Below are 25,040 nucleotides of genomic sequence, written 5' to 3' on the forward strand. Positions count from 1 at the left end.
CGTTTACATCAACGCCGTTCTGATCGGTTGACCAAACGAACAAGCCGAAGCCAGCTTGTGGTCCGTCAGACGCATGACAACGATTTGCGACATTGTCGTCACCTTTGTCAGATCAGCGACAAAGGCTACCTCCTCGATCGCGCGCCTTTTTCCGCCCACATAACTGGAATCGCAGCGAATTATTGTCCGTCAGCTCAATCGGCCTGCTTGGCACGAATCTTGAGAGCTATTGCGAGGCAGCGGAACGGTCTCCGCATCCATTGCGGGATAACCGCATTGCTTCGAACACATGAAGGAACGCCAAGCATGGCAGCTCTGCGTCAGATCGCATTCTATGGAAAGGGCGGAATTGGCAAGTCCACCTACGTCCCAAAACAAGCTAGCGGCCCTCGTGGACCATCACGTACCACGGGTACCGGTGATCATCAGAATTGGGGGATACGCTAAATGACCCGTAAGTTGAAAAATGCTCTGACACGTCTTGTTGATGCGGCCAAGCACCTCAACATCGACCCGACAATTTTCGAAAGATGGGAGTTCCCACTAGAGACCACGCACGCTCGTCTGACGATTCGCATGGACGACGGCTCCCACAAGCACTTACGGGCTTGGCGTTCCCGCTATGACGATACCCGCGGCCCAACCAAGGGTGGCATCCGATATCACCAAAGTGTAACGGCAGATGAAGTAGAGACGCTCGCCTTCCTGATGACTATCAAGTGCGCAGTGGTGAACCTGCCGTTTGGTGGCGGCAAGGGCGGCGTCCAGATTGATCCTCACTGTCTATCCGAGACTGAACTGGAGCGCCTTGCACGTGGCTATGTCCAGATCTTCGCCAAGGTCATCGGACCAAACCGGGACATCCCGGCGCCTGACGTCAACACCAACGCGATGACCATGGCGTGGATGGCGAACGAATACGATTCCATCGTGGGCGAGGTGACCCCTGCGGTCATCACCGGTAAGCCGATCAGCCTTGGCGGCTCACTTGGGCGTGATGATGCGACAGCCCGTGGCGGCTATTATCTCCTCCAATTCCTGGCGAAGAAGCTCGGACTAGTGCCGGGAGCGCGAGTGGCAGTCCAAGGCTTCGGCAACGCCGGATATCACATAGCGCATTTGCTCGAAGCCGCCGGATACAAAGTCGTGGCTGTTTCTGACTCAAAGGGTGCGATCTATTGCCCGGCTGGCCTCGATATCAAAAAGCTGAATTGTGCTAAAGAGCGCCACGGAAGCGTTACCAGCTTCGCGGGTTCAGACGGTGTCTCGATAATTGCTGCCGACGAACTGGTTTCGGTCGATTGCGACCTGCTCGTTTTGGCGGCCCTGGAGGACATGGTCCACGCGGGCAACGCTGCCAATGTAAAGGCTCCGATCATTCTCGAACTCGCCAACAGCCCGATCACGCTGGAGGCCGATGAGATCCTCAAGAACAGGGGCGTCGTCGTTCTTCCGGATATCCTCGCGAATGCGGGTGGGGTCGCTGTCTCGTATTTCGAATGGGTACAGAACCGCCAAGGCTATTACTGGCCCATCGAGGACATACATGCCCGGCTGAAGACGAAAATGGAAGAGGAAGGAGCCGCAATATGGGCGTGTGCGAAGGACAAGAACATAACCCTGCGATGCGCCGCCTACGTCCACGCGCTCTCGCGACTTGTAGACGCTATTGAGGCGAACGGGACCTAGCAGTTCTTTGCCAACTGATGCCTGAAAGGAGACCAACACGAGCCACCGCTGCGCGAAGTGACAGCTTGAGAAAACATCTACATCAGAGGCGCGGTCCATTGGAGTTTCGAGTCAAGCGCCTCTGACAACCCTAGACCCTCAGCCGAGATCAGGATTGAAACGATGACCGATATCGTTGGGCACTACGTTGATCACGAAATGACGTCGCCATCTCAAATGGCGCAGCATTCAGCGAAGATCAAACCAATGGCGATCGATTTAGCGAAAAGCGGGATCCTTTTAATTACAACCTGCCTGCGCGTTGAAGTCTATGGCGAAGAGTCTGCGCTCGGAAATATAGATCTTTTGTTCTCTGGTTTTCCGCGCGCGCTTGTCAAAGGTGCGAGGGCTGTTGCTAAGCGTCTCGCGGAGATCTCTTCCGGTGCTAAATCCCAGATCCTGGGGGAGCCCTATGTTAGCGAGCAAGTTTCGAATGCTGTCGCGCTCCTTGATCCGGCGCTTCCAATTTCTCGGATCGCACGGCTGGCACTAGGTGTGGGTCGCGCATCGCGAGTGCGACTGCACTTCATCGCACCGTTCAACTATGATCGAATTGTTTACGACTTAATAGCCGAGCAATTTAAGGGGATAGAGGAACCCGGCCGTCTTTACATGATTGGGGCAGGTATGCTGGGGCGCGACTTGATCAGCACTAGAGTGGCAGATCGGTTCTGTTCCACTGTAGTCGTAACGCGGAATCCTAAAAAACTTCGCAGACGCCTCCGGACCTCCTCTGACAGGGGAATCGCCATCATGCGTCCAGAAGAGATTGGGGGCGTGCGAGAGCTGCAATCATGCGCTGTTATCGCAACCGCCGATTTAAATGAAGATTACAAAGCGGCTGTAAAAGGCGCCCTCCTGCGACTGGAGCCACGCACCATAGTGGACCTTTCGTCAATTCCGGTGCTGTCGAAATGCGCGGTCCCGAAACTCAACTATGTGACTATGTACGACCAAGATTTTCTCAGGCTTATAGATCTGAACAATCAGCATTTGGCGTCTAAACTGCCGCTACTTCTTTCCGATATCGAGAGAACGCTACCGACAGCTGAGGTGTTCTAGACTACGTCATCTATTTACTCACGCAGAGGACACTCTTGTGGCCAGTAAATTGCGATGCAATACGCGAACCTTGGAAAAATGGGAACCTCTAGAGACAATTCAGTGCGAATTTGCCCTCGGATACAGCCTCGGACGGATGGAGGGTCAACGCCCAATGCGAACAAAAGCACTCGTACTCATTGAAGGGTCGAGAAGCAATGGTCTGCTGTACGTCCAGGCCGCCCGACGTCGTGGACTTCAACCGATTACCCTGGCGGCTGATCCAACGCAGTATGACTACCTTATGGCGGAAGGCGGTAAGGCGATAATGGTCGATACTGACGATTTCGATGCGGTGAGGCGTGAGTGCCTCAATCTGGCTACGACCTATGATATTGCCGGGTTTGTCGGTTTTGCGACCCGCGGCGAGTCGGTTAACGTGACGGTCGGAAAGCTATGCCGGTGCTTCGACCGACCAGGCCCGGACCCCGTTTTGATCGAACGTTGCTGCGACAAATTTAATCAACGTCAGCTCCTGACGCAAAATGGCCTGCCAGTGCCGACCTTTCGATGGGCAGCTAGTGCAATGACTGTGGATAGGGCTGCCGCTAACATCGGGTTCCCGGTTATTGTTAAGCCCGCAGTTGGAAACGGAAGCAGCGGTGTCCGATTATGTCGCGATGCCGCTGAGTTAGCCGAACACACAACCTATCTGCTGGGAGGGGCTTTCCCTTGGCGGTCTTCGCCGACAATACTTGTCGAGGAGTTCGTAGAAGGGCCTTTTTATGACGTTGTTACAATGGGGAACGCAGTCATTGCGATCGGTTCAGGCGAATTTGGGCCCCCGCCTCATTTCGTTCCTCGTAAAAGCATGTTTCCAGCCCAGCTAACTGATGAGGAGCACGAGGGTATCACGGACGTCTCGTTGAGGTGCTTGCAAGCACTCGGCCTCGGCTGGGGCCCAGCAAATGTTGAACTCCGCTGGACAAAACGAGGCCCGGTCGTGATGGAAGTCAACCCACGGCTTCCGGGTTGGACCACTTCTCGGCTGGTCCAGTTGGCTTACGGTCTAGATGTCATCGAACAACACATCAGCCTTGTTATCGGGGAAAAGTGCGACCTGCATAAAAGCCGATCCCGCGTCGCGGCAGCCCATTTTTTCGTACCTGATCGGGACGGCACACTGGCTCACATCAGAGGTACCGATCTGGCGGAGATTGTACCAGGTATTGCTGAGGTTAGATTCTATGTTGACCCGGGAGTCTCTCTTGTCAGGAAAGGTGATTATCTAGACATAATTGGACATGTTATTGCCGCTTCGACCAACCACGCAGAAGCCGAAGCGATACTTCACCGCGCGTTGAACCTAGTTGATTGGGCAGTCGCGCCATCCCCGGGTGAACAGGGTAGCGGGAGGCTGCTTGGAACTTGACGGTCGTGTAACAATCTCTTCTCCGTCGAGCGACGTGACTGAAAAAAACGATTGTGGTCGTTCGACTAGATGCCGCACGAGATGCAGCTGAGTAGGTCCAGGTGGCGGTAACTTTGAACTGAGGAACGAAGGAAAATGTTAGGTTTTCTCCAGACCTCACTGCGGAAGGGACCCTTCGTCCTGGATGCTCAATACCGCCAACAGAAACTCAAACCGGAGATATCATATGTTGACGACGGACCCGACGGCTTGGGATGATTGGCGTTGGCAGCTTGCAAACAGCGCCACCACATTGGAGGCGCTCAAGGAGCAGCTAAACATCACTCCCGATGAAGTAGAAGCTTTCCATAAGGTGGGTGAGCGATATTCTTTCCGGGCAACACCCTATTACCTATCGCTGATAGAAAAGGACAATCCGAACGATCCCATCCGGCTACAGGCAATTCCGAGCATCAAGGAACTCGACGACATCTTCCATATTGACCAACTTCCTTCGTTCCACAAGTCCGGCGTTGATTCCGAAAATCCTCTTTGGAAGGAGGGAAAGACTGACGTCGCTTGCATCGTTCACAGGTACCCCGACCGCGTTCTCTTTTATCTTACGAACTTATGTCCCACCTTTTGCAGGCACTGTTCACGAAAGATTCGCGCGGGCCGAGAGTCAATGGTCAGTGACCAAGCGCTAATTGACAGAGGTATAGCGTACATTGCCGAGCGTCCAGAGATTCGGGACGTACTGCTAAGCGGAGGCGATCCGCTGACCGTCTCTGATAGAAAGCTAGAGTATGTACTGTCACGCCTCAGGCAAATTCCTCACGTTCAGATTATTCGCATCGGCACACGAATACCTGTGACGATGCCGCAGCGGATCACGCCCCAGTTCTGCCAGATGATCAAAAAGTATCATCCCATCTGGATCAATACACACTTTAACCACCCCAATGAAATCACGTCTGAAGCGAAATTGGCGATCGAACGGCTGCTCGAAGCGGGAGTGCCAGTGGGTAATCAGTCGGTGCTCTTGAAAGGAATTAACGACTCTGTCGAGGTTATGAAAGAGTTGGTCCACAAACTCCTTATTGCACGCGTGCGGCCATACTATTTATACCACGCCGACCTAGTGCGAGGCGCTGAGCACTTCCGAACTTCAATCAATGTTGGCATGCATATTATTGAAAGCCTGCGTGGGCACACGACCGGCTTTGCCGTACCGCAATACGTAATCTGCACCCCGCTCGGCAAAACACCGCTAAACCCAAACTATGTAATAGGAACTGGCCCCGGCTATATCGTCCTTCGTAACTACGAATGGAGAACCTGGAAGGACCCGGACAGGCACGAAACAACATGAGGACATGTGGCCGAATATGCTTTGAGGTAAAGTCATGTACTCAACCATGTTCTTCTCGATCTGAAGCACGGAGTGCTTCAAGACCTGTTACTTTCTAAGGTACGGCGGAGATATTTATGTTTCTAAAAGCCGACGGAACTGAAGTGTGGTTGCGGAGCTCGACCAGATTGCCATACCTGTCCCTGGTCGGTGCCATTGAAACATCAGAGCAATATGCTGTAATCCGATCCAGACTGTCTCGAGCTTACGAAATGTTCCCCGGAATGGCATCCGATGACGCATTCCTGGTGCTAGAAGCCGAGGGCAGTAAATTGGTCTTCTGCGCTCGGCCCGACAAAGTGTGCGCCTTGTTGTTCCTGGGAAAATTCACCCTCGCTGGAGACAATCAACGAATCCATTCGCTCGAGAGCCTCGTAGAATTGGTAGCAAACTCTGTAAACGAGATCAGCTTACGGGTGGGCGCGACGATTCGTTTCGAGGTCGTGCAATCGGAACTCGCTTCACAAGCTTGAGGATTAACCAATTCGAGCTCGCTCCGACGGTTTTTGGTTGCTGCATTTGCGCGCTGACTGCGTGATGCGGTGCTGAGCCACCACTTCGGTTGCGCAGCACCGCATCACGCGGGCGGCATGACATAGGCGAGCGCGAGGTCGGGCACGTCAAGAAGAATGCCATCGCAGATCTCCGGTTGCAAGGCGCGTGTGAAGCGCATTTGGATCGTCGTGAACGTGAGGTCGTCATCAGCGTAACCAAACCTGGGGAGTGTGACATTCCAACTTTGCAGAAACAGGACACTTCAACTTTGCGGTGGAAAAGCTAACCCAAGTGCATCACGCCTGTTTTGCAGAGTAGGGGATCACCTATCTTCGTGCAAATGCGCCATAAACACCTCGGTCGGCGTCCTGTATCCGAGGCATTTGCGCGGTTGATCGTTGACATGACGCGTGAGGTGGAGAAGGTCGCGTTGCGACACAACTGCCAGATCTGTGGTGCCTGGCAGGAAGCGTCGAATGCGCTTGTTGGTGTTCTCGACGGTCCCTTTTTGCCAAGGCGCACTTGGGTCGCAAAACCAACTGCACGCACCGATCCCTTCTTCCAAAGCCCTAAACCCGGCAAACTCGGTACCGCGATCGAATGTGAAGCTTTGACGCGCGAACGCCGGTAAAGGAGAAAACGCTCTGATGATCTTGTCCATGATTGGGCGCGAGTGCCGGCTCGGATTCTTGATGAGAACGGTATAGCGGCTCTTGCGCTCCACGAGAGTGGTGACATTGGCATGCCCGAGTGGGCGATCGAAGATGAGGAGGTCGCCCTCCCAATGGCCAAACCGTGATCTATCTCCAACAAAATCAGGCCGTTGGGATATGCGGTGCGTGGCTGGAAACGCACCGTCGCGCGGCTTCCTGGAGCGCATTGGGCGACGTTTTCGGCGTGCCTCTGGTAGATACTGATAGAGACCAAGCCCATAATCTTCCTTGCTGTAGATGAAGCGATAGATTGTCTCCTTGCAAACGCGAATACGACTGAGGCCGTCCGACAGCAGGCGTCCGGCAATCTGTTCCGGCGACCAGCGAGCCTCCAACTGGTTGATGATCTCTGTGCGCAACGTCGAGTGGCGCCGCAGCTTTCTCAGCCGGCGACGTCGGTCCTTGGCAGTATCGTTCGCAACGGTGCTGTAATAACCGTCATAGTCCGGTAGTTCGCGATCGCGAAACGTGTTGCGTCGGATCTCGCGATAGATCGTCGAACGATGACGGCCAAGCTGACGTGCCATCTCGTTTACCGGAACTTTTGCCGCCACCATGTGATGCAGGCGTCGGCGATCGGCGAGGGTGATCTGCGTATAGCATCGAGACATGCCAAAATCTCCAAAGTGAAGCCATTGAAATTACTGGCATGTCGCACTTGGAAATAGAATGTACCCGGCTACAAAACAATGTGGCGTAACAAACCTTATGGAACTTCGGCGGTCTCTTCATCATCAATCAGGCGCGCGTGTCGACGGCAGAAAAGGTCACTGTGCTACGACAACGGCGACCAAGTCCCGGCAATTTCCAGCGAACGCAACCCAGCTATGTTGAAAATTTTCCGAACACATTGAGAGCGTAGATACTGTAGTCGAACCCCGTGCGAGCTTTTCAAAGAACGCTATTGGGTTTCGAATACCTTGCGCGGAGCTCGGTGTTTCGTGTGTGAAGTCCTCCAATGAATATTACACGTCAAACAGTTAGAATGCCGATATCCATTCTTGTTAATACGCCGCCGATTGATCTAACGGCCAGATCGGCCGGCTGACATGGGTATAAGAATGGTCGGAGAGATTCCTGCTCATGATCCCGGGGCTGTCGGCGAGGAAGTCACGCTTTACGACTTTCGCAAAGCCAGCGCGCCAGTGGTTCGTGCACTTCAGCGCAATTATGCGGTAGCGTGTCACGTCGATACCATGAATCAGAAAGATTTCGGTGTCGATTGGCTGATGACGTTCGGAGACAACAATGACGTCGATCCCACCAATTTGCAACCTTGCAGTGCGGCCAATAATGACTTGGCTTCCCTCGCCCATCGGAGACTGGCAAAGGAACTGCCCATCGGTCAGAACCTTAACGTACGCCGTCGCAGCGATAGGATTTCCGTGCCGAACATCCGTTTTGCCACCAAGTTCAACCTCCATAGTGGCACCGACGCCCGCTGCGAGAGCCTTCGCTACGACTGAAGGGTCAAACATTGCCGCAAAACACGTATTGGTCAGGTTCGCGTCGAGCATGGCGCGTAGCAAATGTGTCCCATCGCCAGGGCAGCCGCCGCCGGGATCGTCTCCCCCATCCAACAGAGCGACTGGCCAGGCGCCAGAGCTTAGCGCCGACTCGATCGCCGTCTCCGGCGAAAGAGCGTTTGACCGAAACTTATCCCGTCTTTCCCAGACGAACCGAGCGACGCGCTGGGCAGCCTCACGAGCCTTTTGTGCATCTCCGTTCGCGATTACTAGCACCGACGGCCCAGTGTCAGCGGTATCGGTCCATACAAATCCGTGAAAGAAAGTGCATGCGATTATGTCAGGCTCTTGTTCGATGGAGCGACACAGTTCGTTAACCGTCGCCATCGGGCCATACATGGTAGTCGCGGTGACCAGCAGGATGGGAAGCTTCTCAATGTGCAGCTTCGGGGTGATGCGCCCAGAAAGCAATTCAGGGAGGATATTTATCGCATCCTGCCCTCTTTCAAACATGTCGGTATGGGGATGGAAATTTGTTCCAAAAATTGCATCAACAATTTCGGAAAGAGACGCATCGAGATTCCCGTGAAGATCAAGGGTGAGCACGATCTTGACATTTGGGCCAACGAGGTCGCGAACTTTTCGGCAAATGTCGATCTCTATATTGCCTATCGCCTTCGCAATGCCCGCACCATGGAGAGCCAGCGCCACCGCATCGACCGGGAGCGCGCGTTCGATACCGGCAAGCAGATCGCCAAGCATGTTGGCATAAGCTTCTTTCTCAATGACGCCGCCGGCTTCAGCGGATGCAAACATCGTCGGTTGAACGATTGCCCCTGCCTTCTCCGCGGCGTCTAGCATTCCGCCTATATAGGAGCGAACTCCGCTGTGAGCCTCGATAAGACTTTTCTCACGTACGATCTCAAAATCTAAAAGCTGTGCATCTTGCCTGCGAAACGTATTCGTCTCGTGAAGGATACCACCTACGGCAATTCTCATCAGTTTCTCCATTCTCCAGATGGCGAACCGCACGAACTCGGAAGAGCGGGGACCCAGCCGCGTTAGGGTCAAAAAGGTACTTCTCTAAGCGGGTTTGTCGGTGCCAGTAAATTGCCTAGGACATCGTGCTGCTTAGTAAAGGGCGAGGATCGCCTTTATAAAGCAGCTGCGGACCTATGGACCGCAGCTGCAAAGCCTCACTGTGACAGAAATGTGGTGCAGCGCTCTATGGCCACATCATAGTTGGTGCGGCCATCCGAACCCCGTTGAACCCACCAATCGTAATTCTGTACGATCTGCTGTTCCATGATTCCAGGTGCGCCAGGTATAGTTTCCGCCAGTTCCTTCGGCAAAAGCTTGAATGCATCCTTGTTGACCGGGCCGTACGGGATTGCTTCTGCAAATGCTGCCTGTGCCTCTGCCCGCGAAATGTAGGCGAGCAGCTTCGAAGCGTTTTCCTTATTGGACGCGCCCTTCAGAATGATCCAATCATCATACTGCAGCATGGACTGATCCCATGACAGTTCCAGTGGCGCACCTTGTTTTTTGGCAGTGACGATGCGGCCATTCCATGCAGCGGCCATATCAACTTCACCGCCGATAAGGCTTTGCGGCGCGTCTGCGCCCGTTGCCCACCAGCGACCAACATTGGGCTTTATTTCCTTAAGCTTCGCGAAGGCTCGATCCATATCGAGAGGATAAAGCTTGTCTTTTGGGACGCCATCACCGATCAGTGCCCCTTCGAGGAGCGCGCCATACAGCATCAGGTCGCAATTTGGGAGGCTTCGCTTTCCTGGAAATGCCTTCACGTCGTAGAAGTCCGTCCAATTCTTCGGATGCTCATTGGGAAATTTGGCTGTGTTGTATGCGACCACAACTGAGTAATAGAAAGAGCCGAGGCCGTATTCACCCTTCATGAATTCCGGAAGCCCTGCGAGAGTTTCCTTGGCAAAAAAGGTGTAGTCGATCTTTTCCAGAGCATCGTTGTCAACCCATGTTGGTACCTCACCGCCATTGATATTGCTGATATCGGCCTCTGGTTGGCCGAGTTTTGCCGAGGCAAGCAGTTTAGCGCTTGAAGGGATGGTAATCACTTTGATGCCGGTATCGCGCTCAAACGGTTCGAACCAAGCCTTTTTTTGCGCTTCTTCAAAAGCGCCGCCGGCGGTGGCAACGACCACCTCCCCAGTTCCCTTAAGATTTTCCGGGATCTCCTCCGCGCGAGTTGCGGTCGGTAGTCCGGAAAGCAATATCGCCGCACAGACCGCGAGAGCGCTTGCTATTCTGTTGCTCATCCTCTGTTCCCCTTTTTTGTGCAAAGCTCGAACTGGATTCCGACGTCATAAAGACTCGAGCGCATCTCCAGACATGCCTAGCGACTGCATCATGCACATAATATCGCATAGCAATACGCCATATTGTATAATTTAATTTATTTTCGTCAAGGAAAATGTTTCCGGCGAGGGGTGGAGGGTGGTAGGAACGGGTTGATCGCTGCTTCAGTGCGCCCGGCACCATACGCATCTTGAACCAAATTACGCGTTGAAGCCGACGTGATACCGAGTTGACGCCCGGCAGCGATGAGGCAGGGCTGCCTGCAATCAAACCAACCACAGTTTTCGGAACTGAACGCTTTGAACGGTGCAAGATCTTGTACCCATGGGGAATTTCCGAGTTTGGGCACCCCAATCACACCTCGTGCCCGAAGACCTTTGCGCAATCCTTGCTTTCCAAAATGAAATTGCAATATTGCACATTGCATAATAATTCACGCGGACGACACTACTGGATTGTGACAGTTTCCAGAGGAGGAAATAGAATGATCAGCAATGGAATGATTGGACGCCCGCTGGGCGTTCTGACGACCGAGGGCGACTCCGTGTTGCCGCGCGGCTATGTCGCTAACCCTGAGACATTCGATTTTCCGATCATCACGGAAAAAGTCGAAGGGGCCCATATGGATCGGCTCTGGGCCCGCGATTCTTCGATTGAGCCCGCCCTTATCGTCGCTGCCGAACGTCTGGTAAAAAGGGGTGCTGTCGCAGTTGCTTCAGATTGTGGCCTTTTTTCTTGGCATCAGCCTGCGGTGGCAGCAGCGGTGGACGTTCCGGTGATTTTATCGAGTCTGCTTTTGTTGCCTCTCTTGCTGCGTCAGGCGAGCCGTGCGGCGAAAATTGGACTATTGAGTGTCTCCTTGCCGTCCCCCTACGATGACGCAGCCCTCGGCATTGAGAATTCGGCTGATCGGAGCAGGGTAGTTTTCGGCGGTTGCGAAGGTGCGTATGAGCAGAGCGTGAAGACGCGCAATCCAGCGGAGGTGACTATCTCTGAAAAGATGGCGGGCCTTGAGGCAGATGTGATTGCGGGTGCAACACGCTTGCGAGCGTCTCACCCAGACATTGCAAACATTCTACTGACCTGCACCGCTTTCCCTTGCGTTGCTCCGGCACTGCGAAAGAAAATTGGCTTACCAGTCTACGGCATTACGGATCTCTGTCGTTTAACGATGGGCGCACTCTACTAAAGCTGCCCTGTTCAGCAAATCTAAGGATATGTCACCGTATGTTCTCGGCACACTGGTTTGCAGTGTGCGTGATCGGCCGATCGCCTGCATACGAAGCTGTACTTGCAGCGCAGCCGGGGCGGAGCCGGGAGGAGGTTGAGGGTGTGTGACGCCAAAATTCAGACTTGGCGTTCATCTAAGTTGGAAAACGATCACATTGGAGCAACCCGGAACTGGATCCTATTAGCGGCGCAATTTTGTCCCGACATTTTCCCGCCGAGCCCTAATGTAGAGTTCACCCGCCACAGCAAGATCCGCCAACGCAAAACCAGGATAGATGAATAGGATACGATCCAATCCGCTTGTGCGGCCCCTCGAAACGCCGCTTGCGAGATCAGCCAAGTCCGCATTAAATGGACCAGAATAAGCTAGCTTTGATCGGCTATCAGGATCCTCGGCTTGCACCTTGTCATCGACGATGAACGAGCTAAATGCTCCAAAACTATCAGGCAACCACGATCGCCCCATATCGATTGCGATAGCCAGGCTACCCGCCGTCAGCTTCCGAGCATCGAGGAACGGCTCCATACCTGCGACACTCGGAACGGTGGAGACAACGATGTCGCATCGAAGGACATCATCCGGGCTGGTGGTGGTTCGACCGTTGGCGCCGTCTGCGTCGGCGTGCGCAGCGAGTGATACCGCAGACTCGATACGGCGGTCGAAGCATACGATGTCAGCTAAGCCCGGAAGCACGTCTCGCAGCGCCGTCAGATGGCCGTATGCCTGTGCCCCGCATCCTACGAAGCCTAGCGAAGTGCTAGTCGGTGATGCGAGGTACTCAGACGCTAGTGCCGACATGGCTGCGGTCCTCATGACTGTGAGGCGGTTACCGTCCACAACGGCGAGCGGCAGTCCGGTTTCACCATCGCCGAGGATGATTAGGCCATTAACATTTGGCAGTCCTCGCTGAGAGTTCGTTCCTACGACACTCACCCACTTTACAGCCGCCAAGGGAGGTTCGTTGCAAACCGCGGCCATCGTCTGAAAATATCGATCTGGTGCGGCTCTCACAGTCTGCTTGGAAGGGATCCGCAGTTCACTTGAACTATAGGCTTCAAATGCCTTTCGAAGCACCGCCCGCAGTTCAGATGGCGATATGTTCAATTGATCTATGTCTGATGCATTCAGGTATAAGATGTCTTCTGTCATTTGGTCCCCTGGCCGCTTGACGTTAATCCAAGTTCCTCTGCTCCACCAAGTTCCAATGATCGTTGAAAAGCTGCCTTAGTGGTGCGCAGTATGAGTGCAGAAAGTGCGCTTTCTGTCGCAAGGACCGACATAGCCGCTGCGGTGGTTCCATTCGGGCTTGTGACTTGTCGTCGAAGCTCCGCTGGGTGGTCATTGGATGCAAAAGCTAGCGCCGCCGCACCGTGAACAGTCTCTTTGGCCAATTTGCTCGCTACTTCCGCCGGCAGACCTAGTTCACGAGCCGCATCACCCAGGCACTCGATGAGGTAGAAGATGTACGCCGGCCCTGAGCCGCTTATTGCTGTGGCCGCGTCTATAAGGTCTTCTCGTGTGACTTGATGAACCGCACCACCGGCTTTGAACAACGATAAGACGTTCTCAAGCTCGCCGTCTTCTACAGCGCTATCGGTAAAAATAATCGTTGAGCCTTTTCCTATAGCGGTCGGGGTGTTCGGCATCGCACGCACGATACGTGGAGATTCAAGCAATAGTTTCAACTTCCCAGCGGGAACGCCCGCCGCGATGCTCACGAAAACGGTGCCATCTGAAAAGCGCTGATAGGGAGGCAGCTCATTTTGGAGGGCTTGAGGCTTAAGTGCGAAGACGATGATTCCTGCTTTTGCTGGTAGCGTCTCACAGGTCTCATGGGTATTCACGCCGAGCGCCACGGCTCTCTCCCGCAGAACTCTGACTGGCTCGACGACGTGGACAGCGGCGGGATCGACAGTAGACGTGTCGATCCATCCCCGTAGCAGTGCATAGCCCATATTGCCGCAACCGACGAGGATCAAGGGTTCATCTAGTTTGATTGATGTGCGGTTCATTTCACCATCCCGTCCCGTTCTGCGTTGCCGCTGCGCTGTACTCCGTACGCTTCAACAAGGTAGCCAATCTAAATTTGCGTTCAGCGCGGTGGGCCTGCATACCTGTGACCCCAGCCTAAGCCCGAGCTTGCTCTTTTGCTGCCAGCCGATCCCAGCAATCGTTTAGATCTTTGGGAAGCAAATGCTTCATGATCCTCTGACTTGGCGTGCGCTCAAATTCCTTCACCACTGTGATGTAGCGAGGGTTCTGGTAGGAGGCGAGGCGGTCAGAAAGCCAGTGAGATAGATGCTCAGGCTCGATAACTTTTCCGGTCTTCGCTTTCACGAACAATTTGATGTCCTGCTCACCCACATCGGCAGCTACTCCGATCATCGCGCAGTCTTCAACGGCCGGATGAGTACCAACGACACGCTCCACTTCCCAAGCAGAGACATTCTCTCCCTTACACCGGACGCTGTCTGTCAACCGGCCATGGAACCACAGGTTTCCGTCTCCGTCTAAAGTGCCTGCGTCTCCAGTGTGAAGCGCCCCGTTTACGAGCGCTTTTCCCGTTGCTTCCTGGTTGCGGAGATAACCCTTGAAAAGAGCACCAGCGAGCGAGGATCTGACGACGATCTCTCCTCGATTTCCGCTCGCAACGGGGTTGCCCACCTCATCCTCGATCGAAACAGAAAACCAAGGCGTCGGCTTTCCGACGGAGCCAACGACACCTTTGGTGTTGCAGGTCGTAATGCTCGCTGCTTCGGTCATCCCATAGCATTCCCGGATCTCAACGCCGAAGCGATCACGGAATTCCGGCCAAACGTCTTTCGGGCACCCGCCTCCCCACGCGATCCGAACCGAATGTTCACGATCAAGCAGGCTCCCCGGCTGCTTCAGCAAAATCTGAAGAATGCCACCGAGATAATGGATATGAGTTGCGCATGAGTTCCTAACTTGATCCCAGAAGCGGCTCGCGCTGAAGCGGTCGACCATGGCCAACGTCACATCTTCGATGATCGGCAGAACCAAAAGCTGGGCCCCGCCAATATGGAAGAGTGGCTCCCAGACAAAAAACACGTCTGCTGGACCCATTGAGGTTAGGGTCCGTACCGCTTCCCCCGCGAGCCGCAGCATCCCGTGGGTAACTAGCACACCCTTCGGCCGACCAGTTGTTCCCGACGTATACATGATCGCAAACAAATCGTGCGCATCTGGAACAGCATCAACAAAATTGCTTTCGCCGAGCAGGATTGCCTCCGGTACCGAATGATCTTGATCGCCGCCGACCAACATGATGTTTTCGGAGCGTAGTTGAGCACCGCACCCTGAGATCGTTGATCGGAAATCAGGGTCACATAAGATGAGCTTGGGTTCGCTATGCTCGAGCATGTAGCAAAGCCCGTCGCCCTTTTGCTGCGCATTGATCGGCACCCAAACGGCTCCAGCCTTTGCAATGCCGAAAAGGACAGGAAGCGATAGACGGGAGTTCCGCATCATTACTGCGACACGGTCGCCTGGTTGCACGCCTTTGCGTCGCAGTGTCGAGGCGAACGCGCTTGATTCCATTTTCAGCGTAGCAAAAGTGATCGGCTGACCGTTGAAAATCGCAAAAACCTGATCAGGGCTTCGGTCGGCTTTTGCATTGAAGTCGGCAATGAAGCCCTTGAGATTGTCCATCATGAAAAAGTCACGCCTTTCGAGATGCCCGTTCCGCCAAAAATTTCTCCATCATTTGAGCTGTTTCACCCGACGCGTAGGCTTCCCGGTGGATCCGGACTGCCGCATCCAGGCACTGGCGGAACCCAAGCTCGGTCATTTCGCGCAGCCATTGCTTATCGAGGCGCATGGCGACTGGAGGCTTGGCGCCAAGCTCAAGGGCGAGTGAAAGCGAAGCTGTCAGGACGTCTGCCTGCGGAACAATCTTGTTGATGATCCCGATGGAGTGACATTCGTCGGCACCCATCAGTCGGCCGCTAAGCGTCAGATCGGTTGTTCGAGCCAATCCAAGCATCTCGCGCATGATCCACGGCCCGGTTACGCTGGCGATCCCGGAATTGATCTCAGGCTGACCCATGCGTACTCCGGCATGACTGATGCGAAAGTCGCATAGCAGCGCAACCTGAAACGCGGAGCCGGCGGCCACACCATTCAAAGCCGCAACGAGAGGTTTGGAGAGCGAGCGAATTGCCCCGTACAGCCGCTCCCACTCAGCGATCCATTCGGAGCCTGTCTCTCCGTCGAAGGACTTGGCTTCGTTGAGGTCCTGGCCGGCACAGAATGCCCGGTCCCCTGCCCCGGTCAGTACAATCGCACGGACTGTGCTGTCCTCCTCGAGATCGACGAGTGCTTCAACAAACTGGCTCCGCATTGGCTTGTGCCAGGCGTTCAGAATTTCGGGCCGATTCAGTGTGACCACTGCGACCTCGTCTCTTCTTTCAACGATTATGTAGCGATCCATGATCCACCATTCATTGGAATGCAATATTATATATCGCATAATGTGACGAACCTGTTCGTGAAGTCAAGCGTGTTTAAGCAGGTCGCTGGAATGTGACCCGGTCATTCCTCGCGTTTCAGCGACCGGGAAACGAGAGACGGCAACGATCATCCGGTGCATAGGTCGCTTGGAATCGATATAAGAAAGGATTTTGCGGGAGCGGGAGCGCGGTTACGCCAACCCGACACGTATGGTGCTGGCTGGCGGTAGGCGCGAATTTCCCGGAGGTGGGTAGATGGCAGGCACAAATTCTCAGTGTTTGAACGTCGTCGAGGATTGGCCCTGCGGTCACTTGCGAATTCGATCGCCAATCCGCTAGTTCTATCGGTCAAACCGTCTATTGTCGCAAACGTTATCCAATACGTCCTCAAAAAACCGATAACAGTATGGACGTAGAAGCCTTCTGGAACGACGCCTGAGATATGCTCCTCCGGCAGAAGATTCCGAGCATGACAACTTGCCGGAAAGTGTGCTCGCGCCACGCCCTCCTCAGGGTGGCGGCTTCAGGCTCGCCGGTACTGCGACGCTACCTTGGACATCTGTCTAGCAATCTCGACGGTAATCGGACTGAGTTCAGCTTCGACTCGTTCAATGGTCCAGTTAGCGGTGGAAACTGCGATGTTAACCGCTGCGACCACTCTGTTATCATACCCGAAAATCGGTGCAGCGATTGAAATGTCGCCGAGCATTGCCTCTTGGTTTGCGATGGCAAACCCCTTCTTGCGCACATTATCCAGCTCATCGAGCAACTTCGAGCGGTCTTGGATCGTAAAGGGAGTTAGAGCGTCGAAGGAAGGTGCTTTGAGGATCTCGCTTGCTACGCTCGGGTCCAAGTTTGCGAGGATCGCACGCCCTGGCGCGGTCGCAAAAGCAGGAAGACGCGTCCCAATCGTGACATATGAACTCATCACGCTTCTACTCGGCACACGTGAGATGAACACGATGTCAGAACCATCGAGTTCCGTCAGATTGGCCGTCTCCTGTGAACGCTTGTTCGCCTCAAGCAAATAAGGAAATGTCGCTTCCACGATCGGATTGCTTCGCAAATACGCGTTGCCAATGTCCATGGCTCTGACAGAAAGTGAATACTGCCGAGTAGTTTCACTATGGGTCAGATACCGGAGCGCCCGCAAAGTGTAGAGCACGCGCTGGGTCGCACTTTTGTTCAAGCCGGAAGCCTCGGAGACTTCAGCCAATGTCATTGGGCGCGGATTTGAGCAAAACGTGTCTAGTACGAGCATCCCCTTTTCGATGGTGCCAAGATAAAGACGCTCGTCCACGTTGGTCTTTTCGAACGAAGCAGGTGGATTGACTCCGCTCTTGCCCTTACCGCCGCGATCAAGCATCGTGCCTCTCAAACTAAAAATGGAATGCGGTAGTGCATATTGCTATTCAATGCGCGTGTAAAGGCTGAAGCCCCGCGCTGATCCTCGGCATAGTCGTCACTGTGAACGGGAGCCATGCAGCTTCCCTTGACATCGGCAATCTACAATATATAATATTATTATGCAATAAAATTGAGGGGCGAACATGGCCTATGGCGGCGGTTCCGAAAATCACGTTGAGATCATAAATGAAGATAACCGCTCAAGAGAATAGCTGCAGATACGGTGAAGAAGGCGTATTCCGAGGAACATTCCGCTTCGACAACGAGGTCTTGGGGGATTATACTTGGCCGCTATGCGAAATCCGAGGAACGCAACCTGGCCCCCGGCTTTGTGTGTCTGCCGGAGTGCATGTCAATGAAGTATCTAGCATCGAGGCGTCCATACGGCTTCAGAGGCTTTTCGAGCCCGAAAAGATGAAGGGGTCAGTGTCAATTGTACCCGTCATCAATCAGCCAGCCATCCACAAATATAGCGAGTACGTGTGCCCCGTCGACGGCAAGAACATCAACCATACGTTCCCCGGTCGAACCGACGGGACCTTTTCCGAAGTCCTCTGCGACGCCGTCCTCAACGAGTGGGTCAAGGGCGCAGACTGCTACATCGACATGCATGGAGGGGATCTGAAAGAGAAGGTATCCTGGTTCACCATTTTCCAGCGCACGGGTGATGATGAATTCGACGCCGCGGCATGCAACGTTGCAATGTGCTTCAACAGTGAGATCGTGCTTGCCCTTGGCCCGGAATATATGAAGAAACCGGGTCGACCTCCGACAGCGTGCGCTTTGCGCAAGCAGATCGCCATAATGACCGAGGCCGGGTCGAATGGTCTTTTGAGCGAGGCCGATATTTCCTTTCATGTCGAGGGAGTATTGAACGTAGCCCGGTTGCTCGGAATTATAGATTCCCAACCGTCATCGGCCACCAATGGACGCTCATTATGCGACAGCTACATCTGGGTTGAATGTCCGAGCGATGGGGATTTTCATGCAGAAGTCGAGCCGGGATCCATCGTGAGGCAAGGGCAGCGTCTCGGCTCAGTGCGCGACGTATTTGGAGATGTCCTGGACGAGGTGTTTGCTCCGGCGACGGGATTCGTCCTTTGGCGTATTACTCACCCTTCCATCCGCAAAGGTGAAGCTCTGTTGACCATTGTTGAAGAGGCGCACGCAAAATAGTGTTCCGCAAGATTGGCTATATCTACGGCCAGTCCCAATACGCTTAGCCTCCCCACGACGATCCTCAACACCCAGTTTGCTAGTCTAGCGGCAGGATTGGGTCCGTGTGGCTGCCGATACCGGAATTCTTAAAAAAAGATGGCGAAAGAGCCGCAAATGGTTGCAAACGCGTCCGGGCGTAGAGCCGCAAAACGCCTTCATCCTCACACCATCGTCCTGCCGCATCGATCCAGAAGGCCCGAGCCCATCGCGAAATAGTTGGGCGCAAGGGTGAGGATCTTTGATTTAAGCGATTGCCTCCGACAATCTACCAAAGACGGCGGAACCAAAACCGCATTGACGTTCCCGCTTTTCCAATATATGATATTGTATAACAATATACGCGGCTTAGGACGTGACGAACGTTTTGGCCAAACCGCAAAGAAACGGGAACAGGAATGAAGCTGGTGTTTGGGACATCGCGAACTGCGTGGAAGCCCTCCAACTTCTGAAGATTTCTTGAATTAGATGCCGTCAGAAGAAAAGGCTTATGAGGCCAACGCGTAATAGTGGTCCTTCCAAGCCGTTTTCTGCTCGTTGGGGCTGGCCGCAGTCGGGAAACCTATTGCGGGTGAAAAATGCCCCGAGCGGGAATTATTAGCGCTGCATTCGGAGCAGCGACGGAGTGAAAGTTATGAATGTGGTACAGGAAAGCGCGAGCGGCACGGGTATAAAGCGCCTGGCAAAGAGGCTAACCGTCATGAACTCCCTGTTAGAAAATCGCTGGATTAGAGGAGCTCTGGTTTCGGGTCCGCTCCTCATCCTCCTGATCGGCTTTCTTGCGATTCCGCTGTCCTATATCGTTTGGGGCAGTTTCGAAGGAGCGAAATTCAACTTCAGTCACTACGCTCGCGTTTTTTCGAGCGAGACGAACTTGAACATACTGTTTTATACCCTTCGGATCGGGTTGATCGTGACAGTCGTATCCCTCGCTGCCGGATACCCGGTCGCTTATCTACTGACCAAGCTTAAGTCACGTTCATTGTCCACCGTCAGTATTTTCCTGCTGATTCCGCTTTTCACTGCTTTCCTAATTAGAACCTACGCCTGGATGATCATACTTGGTCGCGAAGGTATCATAAACAACGCGCTGATTTGGGCGGGTTTAATCAATGAACCCTTGACCCTGCTCAACACCACTTTTGCTGTGGTCGTTGGTATGGCCCATGTCTTCATCCCGACCGCCATTTTCACAATGTATTCGTCAATGGTGCGCATTGACCATGATGTTGCCAGAGCCGCCCAGATACTGGGGGCAAAGCCGGTACAGGCATTCCTGCGCGTTTATTTCCCACTGACATTACCGGGTATCTTTTCTGCAGGTGTCCTGATCTTCATTTCCGCCATCGGATTCTACATCACCCCTGCCCTGTTGGGCGGCCCGAGTGACACAATGATCTCACAACTGATTGTCGCGCAGATGACAACGCTGTTGAACTTCGAACTCGGATATGCTTCGTCCATCGTGCTGCTCATGGTGACAATCGCCATTCTCTTCGTTGCGAGCCTGTTTATCCCGCTGGAAATGATATGGTCATCGTCAACAGTCACCCTCACCGATGAAGAACCACGCGCTGCGGCACGGCTGCTCAAGAAAGTGAAACGATCGATCGGTCCTCTTCTCTACACTGTCGAGGCATCGGTGCATTTTCTCACAAAACCCATCCTCACCCGCAATTCCCGTTGGTTGTGGGTATACACGATCCTCATACTCTTTTTCTTGACGGCGCCGTTGATTGTCGTCGTGGTGCTGTCTTTCAGTTCGTCTTCATTCGTCGTCTTTCCGCCCCCAGGATTTTCGCTGCGTTGGTGGGAAAAGCTGGCGAGTGCTACAGAATGGCACCAGTCGTTCTTCTTTTCGGTTCAATTGGGTATCGCTGCCGCCTGCGTTGCGACGATCATAGGCACGATGGGCGCGTTTTGGCTGGTGCGGACAAAGTTTCTATTCAAGAAAGCGCTATTCCTGTTTGCGCTTTCCCCCTTGATGGTGCCAGTGGTCATTATCGCAACCTCGCTATACGTCTTCGAAGCAAAGCTACACATACTCGGCACCTTCGGCGGGCTGGTTATGGGGCACGTCCTGCTCGCCGTGCCCTACGTCATCGTGGTCATGGCTGCGGCGCTGAGAAATTTTGACCAGTCCCTAGAGCCAGCAGCTGCAGTGCACGGAGCTCGTCCATTACAAACACTTCGACTTGTCACGCTACCCATTCTCAAACCTGCTCTCCTTACGGCGGGACTGTTGGCTTTCCTGACATCCTTCGACGAACTCCTTGTCGGCATTTTTCTGCTGGGACGGCAAACACCAACGTTGCCCATCAAGTTCTGGGGCGACATTGCCTACCAGGTTGATCCGTTGCTGAGCACGGCCTCGACCTTGATTGTTGTTCTTGTGACGGGATCAATCATTGCAGTGCAGTTCATCCGGGAGCGTCATAACACGCGCACCTCTAACAATATTGCCGAATGACCGGAGGCGAAAAATGTCTACAAGCCTTGAAATGAAAAACATCCAAAAGTTCTACGGCCCGCTTCAGGTTGTGAAGGACTTCAATCTTCAAGTCCAGCCAGGCGAGTTTGTGACCTTTCTCGGACCATCAGGTTCCGGGAAGACAACGGCATTGAAGATGATAGCAGGGTTCGAAACGCCGACGTCAGGAGACATTTTTCTGGGAAGCCGTTCCATCGTGGATCTTCCCGCCTATGAGCGCGGCATCGGGATGGTGTTTCAAAACTATGCGCTGTTTCCTCACATGACGGTCGCGGAGAATGTCGCGTTTCCCCTCACAGTTCGCAGGTCCACACGAGCGGAAATCGAGAGCAGCGTGGCGCGCGCTTTGCGACTGGTCAAGATGGAACAGTATAGCGGCCGCTATCCCAACCAACTTTCCGGTGGCCAGCAGCAGCGCATCGCACTGGCACGAGCCATCGTATTCAATCCAAGCATTCTGCTAATGGACGAGCCTCTCGGCGCGCTTGATCGTAATCTCCGGGAGCACATGAAGATTGAGATCATGCGTATTCAGAAGGAACTGAATATGACGGTTGTCTTCGTGACCCATGACCAGGATGAAGCGCTGACCATGTCGGATCGGATCGCAGTTATCAACGAAGGCCGACTCGTTCAGGTGGACGATAGCAAGACGCTCTACGGCAGGCCGAGAAACCGGTTCGTCGCATCATTCGTCGGCGAATCCAACATGATTCCATGTCGCGTCGACGTGATCGAAAACGGAGCAGGCAGGGTTACCCTGGCAGGCAACACACCAGGGGCGGCGCAGTTGTCTGGGCAGATTGACGGCGATCACGGCTGGATGTTTGTTCGTCCGGAACACGTCGAGATCGACTTTCGTTCGGTGGGAGCGGATTTGCCCAACGCGCTCGACGGCGTGGTCGAAAACGCATTGTTCCTCGGCGAAATGACGCGGTACCTGGTCCGCTGTGGTGATGAGACCATTACCGTGAAGCGGCAGAACCGGGGGCAGGCTCACTTTGCCGGCGGAACACCGGTGACGGTTTCGTGGAAAGCAGAAGATTGCAAGGTCTTGGACTAGCCATACATTGTGCGAAATCGTTTCAATCGCACTATATGGGCGACGACGAATTCATCGCTTTGGCAATGCCCCACCGAAGTCGCTTCCCCGGTGAGCGTATTTGGCTCTATTGATTTGAACCGCCCCCACTTTCGACCGAACACTCAGCATACGCAGGAAGGCTCAAGCACAGGATCAGGATTAGATTGCGCAGACTCCCGCCTAGGATTTCAATCATCTTCGTAACAAAACACGGCAAATCCAGGCGAATTCGGGTCGGATTGCCGTGTGTCGATTTGGCGGAGGTACGTTCTCTCCCAGAGGACAGAATTTTAGCCACGCCATCGCGCAATTTTGAGCATGTATGCTCAAATAAGGCTGCGACGTTGCCCAACGCTTGTGACCGGCCCGTGCGGGCGGCACTCGCTTACTGTAATTCGTAGCTGACCACCCGTGGTCACGTTCCGCCAAACGCTAGCTTACGAGCCCATTCTGGGCCAAAGAGACAGCGGAACGGTCCGAGCGACGAACTTGCCTCAACATATAGTCCCTGGGGTCGACGCTGTTGCTCAAAACCCGTCCATGCGTTACAAGTTCTGCTGTAATTTTCGCTGAACCGCACGACATCGTCCATCCAAGCGGGCCATGGCCAGTGTTGAGGAAAAGGTTTTCATATGGCGTCGGACCTACGATCGGAGGTCCATCGGGCGTCATCGGGCGTAATCCTGACCAAGTCAAAGCCGAGCTGACGTCGACGTGCGCAGCCATGGACGGCAAAATCCTGAGAATGTCGTCGAGGACGCGTCGGCCTTCATTGGGATCGATTTTCGTATTATATTGAGCGAATTCTGCTTTCCCACCCATGCGCAAGCGATCTCCCATCGGGACCATCATTGCATGGTAGCCGTCGTCCATGACCGGACGTGTCGGCCCTCCCTTCCATCCGTTTAGAGGCAAGGTCACGGAATAGCCTTTCACGGGCACGATCGGCAGCTGAATACCGAGGGGGCGGGCAAATATGGGGCTGTAGCTACCAAGAGAGAGTACGTACGCATCGGCATGAATTTCTCCAACGGACGTTTTGAGGTGGGAGATCCGCGAAGAGGACTGTTTGACTATTTCCAATATGTTAGCTCTCATCAAAAACTGAGCCCCCAGTTCCTTAGCGAGGCGAGCCATTTCATTCGTAAACTTATGGGCATCGCCGCTTTCGTCATCTGGAAAGTATACCGCACCGATGTAGCGATCGATCACGTCCTTCAAACACGGCTCTTTCTCCAGAATTTGTTCCTGATCAAGAACGTCGAATTTGACACCCCACCCCTGCATCTCGCGGCACATCTGCACGAACTCCGACATGCGGCCGCCTCGAGGGAAGACCCTCATCGTCCCGCGCGTGGTCTGGTCATAATGCAGGGTAGAATTCTGGCGAATGCTGCGCAGCGTTTCTAAACTCAGGCTCGCGATCCTGATGTTCGAAACCATATTGGCTTTATGCCTCTTGTGGGTTGAGTTCGAGAGAAATTTTAGCCCCCAGCCGATAATCGATGGGATGGCACTTGGGTTGATTTTTAACGTAGAGTTGCTGTCAAAAAGCATCTTACCAAGCCGTTTGATGGTTCCAGGTGAGTTCCAGGGGCTGGAGTCGCTAGGCGTCATCAGACCGCCATTGGCAAAGCTCGTTTCCATGCCAGGCCTGTCGCAGCGATCAATAATGGTGACCTCGTGACCATCTCTGGCGAGCATATAGGCCGTCGCACTACCAACGATTCCGGCACCAAGTACAGCAACTTTCATAACTTACCCTCAAAAGCAACCTAGGGTCGCGCGACAAACACGACGACATAATCAATATGCAATATTGAACATTATTTTGCAATACGAGATGACGTTGTACCGCGTAGAGCTGCTGGTTGATTGCCACTGGCGAGATGTTCTCCTTCCCTGGCACCATCCCGTTCATGGCAACAACTCAGCGATCCAGGTTCACGCTGTAGGGCGCTAAAGGTATAAATTCGTGAAGAAGTCAGAGCTGACAAAGGTTATCGCAGGACGATCTAAGGGAGCGCGTGCCTTCCGCTCAACATCGCGGGCCAAGTTACGGCGATGGGCGCATCAGTCCTGATTAAAGAGGATCGGCATTAGATCATCCTCCTGATCTGCTTTAACCTTGTCAAAAAGGTTTGCCTCCTTCCCTCCAATGACGACGATGATTGTGCCTCGCCGAAGTTTGTCAGCGCGAATTTCGCCGCACCTTCTGTGATGAGTAAGCTTTGGCATGATCAACACGCTTAATGGCTATCCGCTTGGCGCACACTGAATGGAGCGACCCGTGTGGGGTGTATGGCTCATTCCAGACGACCCTTTGTCGATGCCCACCAAAAGATGGAGGAGAGGCCACATAGCGCCATCGGCAACAAGGTGCCGATTTCGCTTATGAACGGCTCATCGGCACCCCCGCCGAGCTGAGCCATAACCCCGGAAAATTCCAGCTTCTGCTGGCCCAAAATCGGGGGGCACTTCACATTCACTGACGCACTCGTGTGCTGCTCAAACGCGAGAGCACATTGTGAACCACAAGAA

18 protein-coding genes and 2 pseudogenes are annotated in these 25,040 nt (G+C 53.9%); 11 read left to right on the plus strand and 9 right to left on the minus strand.

Annotated features, from left to right (window positions below):
• Window positions 1-306 precede the first annotated feature (306 nt).
• From nifH to J3P73_RS35835, 6 genes and pseudogenes are all read left to right on the plus strand, one after another.
• A pseudogene (gene nifH, locus J3P73_RS37950) lies at window positions 307-397 on the plus strand (nitrogenase reductase); the annotation flags it as partial.
• Window positions 398-447: 50 nt separating this feature from the next.
• Window positions 448-1,689, plus strand: a complete 1,242-nt coding sequence (locus J3P73_RS35815; RefSeq protein ID WP_207580402.1) for a Glu/Leu/Phe/Val family dehydrogenase — start codon at window positions 448-450, stop codon at window positions 1,687-1,689.
• A 162-nt stretch (window positions 1,690-1,851) separates the two neighbouring features.
• Complete coding sequence (locus J3P73_RS35820; protein ID WP_018517509.1) at window positions 1,852-2,790, plus strand: Rossmann-fold NAD(P)-binding domain-containing protein; 939 nt, start codon at window positions 1,852-1,854, stop codon at window positions 2,788-2,790.
• A gap of 154 nt (window positions 2,791-2,944) precedes the next feature.
• Complete coding sequence (locus J3P73_RS35825) at window positions 2,945-4,201, plus strand: ATP-grasp domain-containing protein (RefSeq protein ID WP_207580269.1); 1,257 nt, start codon at window positions 2,945-2,947, stop codon at window positions 4,199-4,201.
• Between the two features lie 226 nt (window positions 4,202-4,427).
• Window positions 4,428-5,552, plus strand: coding sequence for a KamA family radical SAM protein (locus J3P73_RS35830; RefSeq protein WP_168299866.1), 1,125 nt, complete (start codon window positions 4,428-4,430; stop codon window positions 5,550-5,552).
• A gap of 116 nt (window positions 5,553-5,668) precedes the next feature.
• Window positions 5,669-6,064, plus strand: a complete 396-nt coding sequence (locus J3P73_RS35835; RefSeq protein ID WP_168339140.1) for a hypothetical protein — start codon at window positions 5,669-5,671, stop codon at window positions 6,062-6,064.
• 344 nt (window positions 6,065-6,408) lie between these two features.
• Here the strand turns inward: J3P73_RS35835 and J3P73_RS35840 are convergent, their stop codons facing one another.
• From J3P73_RS35840 to J3P73_RS35850, 3 genes are all read right to left on the minus strand, one after another.
• Window positions 6,409-7,410 carry an IS30 family transposase gene (locus tag J3P73_RS35840; protein ID WP_018494608.1) on the minus strand — a complete coding sequence of 334 codons (1,002 nt, stop codon included), beginning with the start codon at window positions 7,408-7,410 and terminating at the stop codon, window positions 6,409-6,411.
• A 393-nt stretch (window positions 7,411-7,803) separates the two neighbouring features.
• Entirely contained in the window at window positions 7,804-9,264 is a 1,461-nt protein-coding gene (locus J3P73_RS35845; RefSeq protein ID WP_026242429.1) for a M81 family metallopeptidase, read from the minus strand.
• Between the two features lie 197 nt (window positions 9,265-9,461).
• A complete protein-coding gene (locus J3P73_RS35850; RefSeq protein WP_026242430.1) occupies window positions 9,462-10,559 on the minus strand; it encodes an ABC transporter substrate-binding protein in 1,098 nt (365 codons plus the stop codon).
• Window positions 10,560-11,083: 524 nt separating this feature from the next.
• Between J3P73_RS35850 and J3P73_RS35855 the strand changes: the two genes are divergently transcribed.
• Window positions 11,084-11,788: an aspartate/glutamate racemase family protein gene (locus tag J3P73_RS35855; RefSeq protein WP_245002783.1), complete on the plus strand. Its 705-nt coding sequence runs from the start codon at window positions 11,084-11,086 to the stop codon at window positions 11,786-11,788.
• Window positions 11,789-12,010: 222 nt separating this feature from the next.
• On the opposite strand, the gene J3P73_RS35860 is transcribed toward J3P73_RS35855, so the two are convergent.
• From J3P73_RS35860 to J3P73_RS35880, 5 genes are all read right to left on the minus strand, one after another.
• A complete protein-coding gene (locus J3P73_RS35860) occupies window positions 12,011-12,979 on the minus strand; it encodes an ornithine cyclodeaminase family protein (RefSeq protein WP_026242431.1) in 969 nt (322 codons plus the stop codon).
• Window positions 12,976-13,842, minus strand: a complete 867-nt coding sequence (gene proC / locus J3P73_RS35865; RefSeq protein ID WP_018517520.1) for a pyrroline-5-carboxylate reductase — start codon at window positions 13,840-13,842, stop codon at window positions 12,976-12,978. The genes J3P73_RS35860 and proC overlap by 4 nt, the downstream gene beginning before the upstream one ends.
• A 115-nt stretch (window positions 13,843-13,957) precedes the next feature.
• Window positions 13,958-15,505: an AMP-binding protein gene (locus J3P73_RS35870; protein WP_207580270.1), complete on the minus strand. Its 1,548-nt coding sequence runs from the start codon at window positions 15,503-15,505 to the stop codon at window positions 13,958-13,960.
• A 7-nt stretch (window positions 15,506-15,512) separates the two neighbouring features.
• Window positions 15,513-16,283, minus strand: a complete 771-nt coding sequence (locus J3P73_RS35875; protein ID WP_026242432.1) for an enoyl-CoA hydratase/isomerase family protein — start codon at window positions 16,281-16,283, stop codon at window positions 15,513-15,515.
• Window positions 16,284-16,825: 542 nt separating this feature from the next.
• Window positions 16,826-17,668 carry an IclR family transcriptional regulator gene (locus J3P73_RS35880; protein WP_207580271.1) on the minus strand — a complete coding sequence of 281 codons (843 nt, stop codon included), beginning with the start codon at window positions 17,666-17,668 and terminating at the stop codon, window positions 16,826-16,828.
• 227 nt (window positions 17,669-17,895) lie between these two features.
• Between J3P73_RS35880 and J3P73_RS35885 the strand changes: the two genes are divergently transcribed.
• The 3 genes from J3P73_RS35885 (at window position 17,896) to J3P73_RS35895 (ending at window position 22,478) form a co-directional block, all read left to right on the plus strand.
• Window positions 17,896-18,885 (plus strand): M14 family metallopeptidase, encoded by a 990-nt coding sequence (locus J3P73_RS35885; RefSeq protein ID WP_018517524.1) that lies wholly within the window; start codon window positions 17,896-17,898, stop codon window positions 18,883-18,885.
• Between the two features lie 673 nt (window positions 18,886-19,558).
• A complete protein-coding gene (locus J3P73_RS35890) occupies window positions 19,559-21,394 on the plus strand; it encodes an ABC transporter permease subunit (protein WP_018517525.1) in 1,836 nt (611 codons plus the stop codon).
• Window positions 21,395-21,407: 13 nt separating this feature from the next.
• Window positions 21,408-22,478, plus strand: coding sequence for an ABC transporter ATP-binding protein (locus J3P73_RS35895; protein WP_168299465.1), 1,071 nt, complete (start codon window positions 21,408-21,410; stop codon window positions 22,476-22,478).
• A gap of 453 nt (window positions 22,479-22,931) precedes the next feature.
• On the opposite strand, the gene J3P73_RS35900 is transcribed toward J3P73_RS35895, so the two are convergent.
• Window positions 22,932-24,254 (minus strand): D-amino acid dehydrogenase, encoded by a 1,323-nt coding sequence (locus J3P73_RS35900; protein WP_018517527.1) that lies wholly within the window; start codon window positions 24,252-24,254, stop codon window positions 22,932-22,934.
• A 504-nt stretch (window positions 24,255-24,758) separates the two neighbouring features.
• Between J3P73_RS35900 and J3P73_RS38395 the strand changes: the two are divergent.
• Window positions 24,759-24,833, plus strand: a pseudogene (locus tag J3P73_RS38395) (hypothetical protein); the annotation flags it as partial.
• Between the last annotated feature and the right edge of the window lie 207 nt (window positions 24,834-25,040).

The organism is Rhizobium ruizarguesonis (assembly GCF_017357285.1).
Lineage (GTDB): Bacteria > Pseudomonadota > Alphaproteobacteria > Rhizobiales > Rhizobiaceae > Rhizobium > Rhizobium ruizarguesonis.

Bases quoted from the DNA above. Each gene is read 5' to 3' on its own strand.
- J3P73_RS35860 (WP_026242431.1), bottom strand. From the start codon at position 12,979: ATGACAGAAGACATCTTATACCTGAATGCATCAGACATAGATCAATTG.
- J3P73_RS35870 (WP_207580270.1), bottom strand. From the start codon at position 15,505: ATGATGGACAATCTCAAGGGCTTCATTGCCGACTTCAATGCAAAAGCC.
- J3P73_RS35835 (WP_168339140.1), top strand. From the start codon at position 5,669: ATGTTTCTAAAAGCCGACGGAACTGAAGTGTGGTTGCGGAGCTCGACC.
- J3P73_RS35820 (WP_018517509.1), top strand. From the start codon at position 1,852: ATGACCGATATCGTTGGGCACTACGTTGATCACGAAATGACGTCGCCA.
- J3P73_RS35855 (WP_245002783.1), top strand. From the start codon at position 11,084: ATGATCAGCAATGGAATGATTGGACGCCCGCTGGGCGTTCTGACGACC.
- J3P73_RS35875 (WP_026242432.1), bottom strand. From the start codon at position 16,283: ATGGATCGCTACATAATCGTTGAAAGAAGAGACGAGGTCGCAGTGGTC.
- J3P73_RS35900 (WP_018517527.1), bottom strand. From the start codon at position 24,254: ATGAAAGTTGCTGTACTTGGTGCCGGAATCGTTGGTAGTGCGACGGCC.
- J3P73_RS35845 (WP_026242429.1), bottom strand. From the start codon at position 9,264: ATGAGAATTGCCGTAGGTGGTATCCTTCACGAGACGAATACGTTTCGC.
- J3P73_RS35890 (WP_018517525.1), top strand. From the start codon at position 19,559: ATGAATGTGGTACAGGAAAGCGCGAGCGGCACGGGTATAAAGCGCCTG.
- J3P73_RS35830 (WP_168299866.1), top strand. From the start codon at position 4,428: ATGTTGACGACGGACCCGACGGCTTGGGATGATTGGCGTTGGCAGCTT.
- J3P73_RS35895 (WP_168299465.1), top strand. From the start codon at position 21,408: ATGTCTACAAGCCTTGAAATGAAAAACATCCAAAAGTTCTACGGCCCG.
- proC (WP_018517520.1), bottom strand. From the start codon at position 13,842: ATGAACCGCACATCAATCAAACTAGATGAACCCTTGATCCTCGTCGGT.
- J3P73_RS35815 (WP_207580402.1), top strand. From the start codon at position 448: ATGACCCGTAAGTTGAAAAATGCTCTGACACGTCTTGTTGATGCGGCC.
- J3P73_RS35880 (WP_207580271.1), bottom strand. From the start codon at position 17,668: ATGCTTGATCGCGGCGGTAAGGGCAAGAGCGGAGTCAATCCACCTGCT.
- J3P73_RS35885 (WP_018517524.1), top strand. From the start codon at position 17,896: ATGAAGATAACCGCTCAAGAGAATAGCTGCAGATACGGTGAAGAAGGC.
- J3P73_RS35825 (WP_207580269.1), top strand. From the start codon at position 2,945: ATGCGAACAAAAGCACTCGTACTCATTGAAGGGTCGAGAAGCAATGGT.
- J3P73_RS35840 (WP_018494608.1), bottom strand. From the start codon at position 7,410: ATGTCTCGATGCTATACGCAGATCACCCTCGCCGATCGCCGACGCCTG.
- J3P73_RS35850 (WP_026242430.1), bottom strand. From the start codon at position 10,559: ATGAGCAACAGAATAGCAAGCGCTCTCGCGGTCTGTGCGGCGATATTG.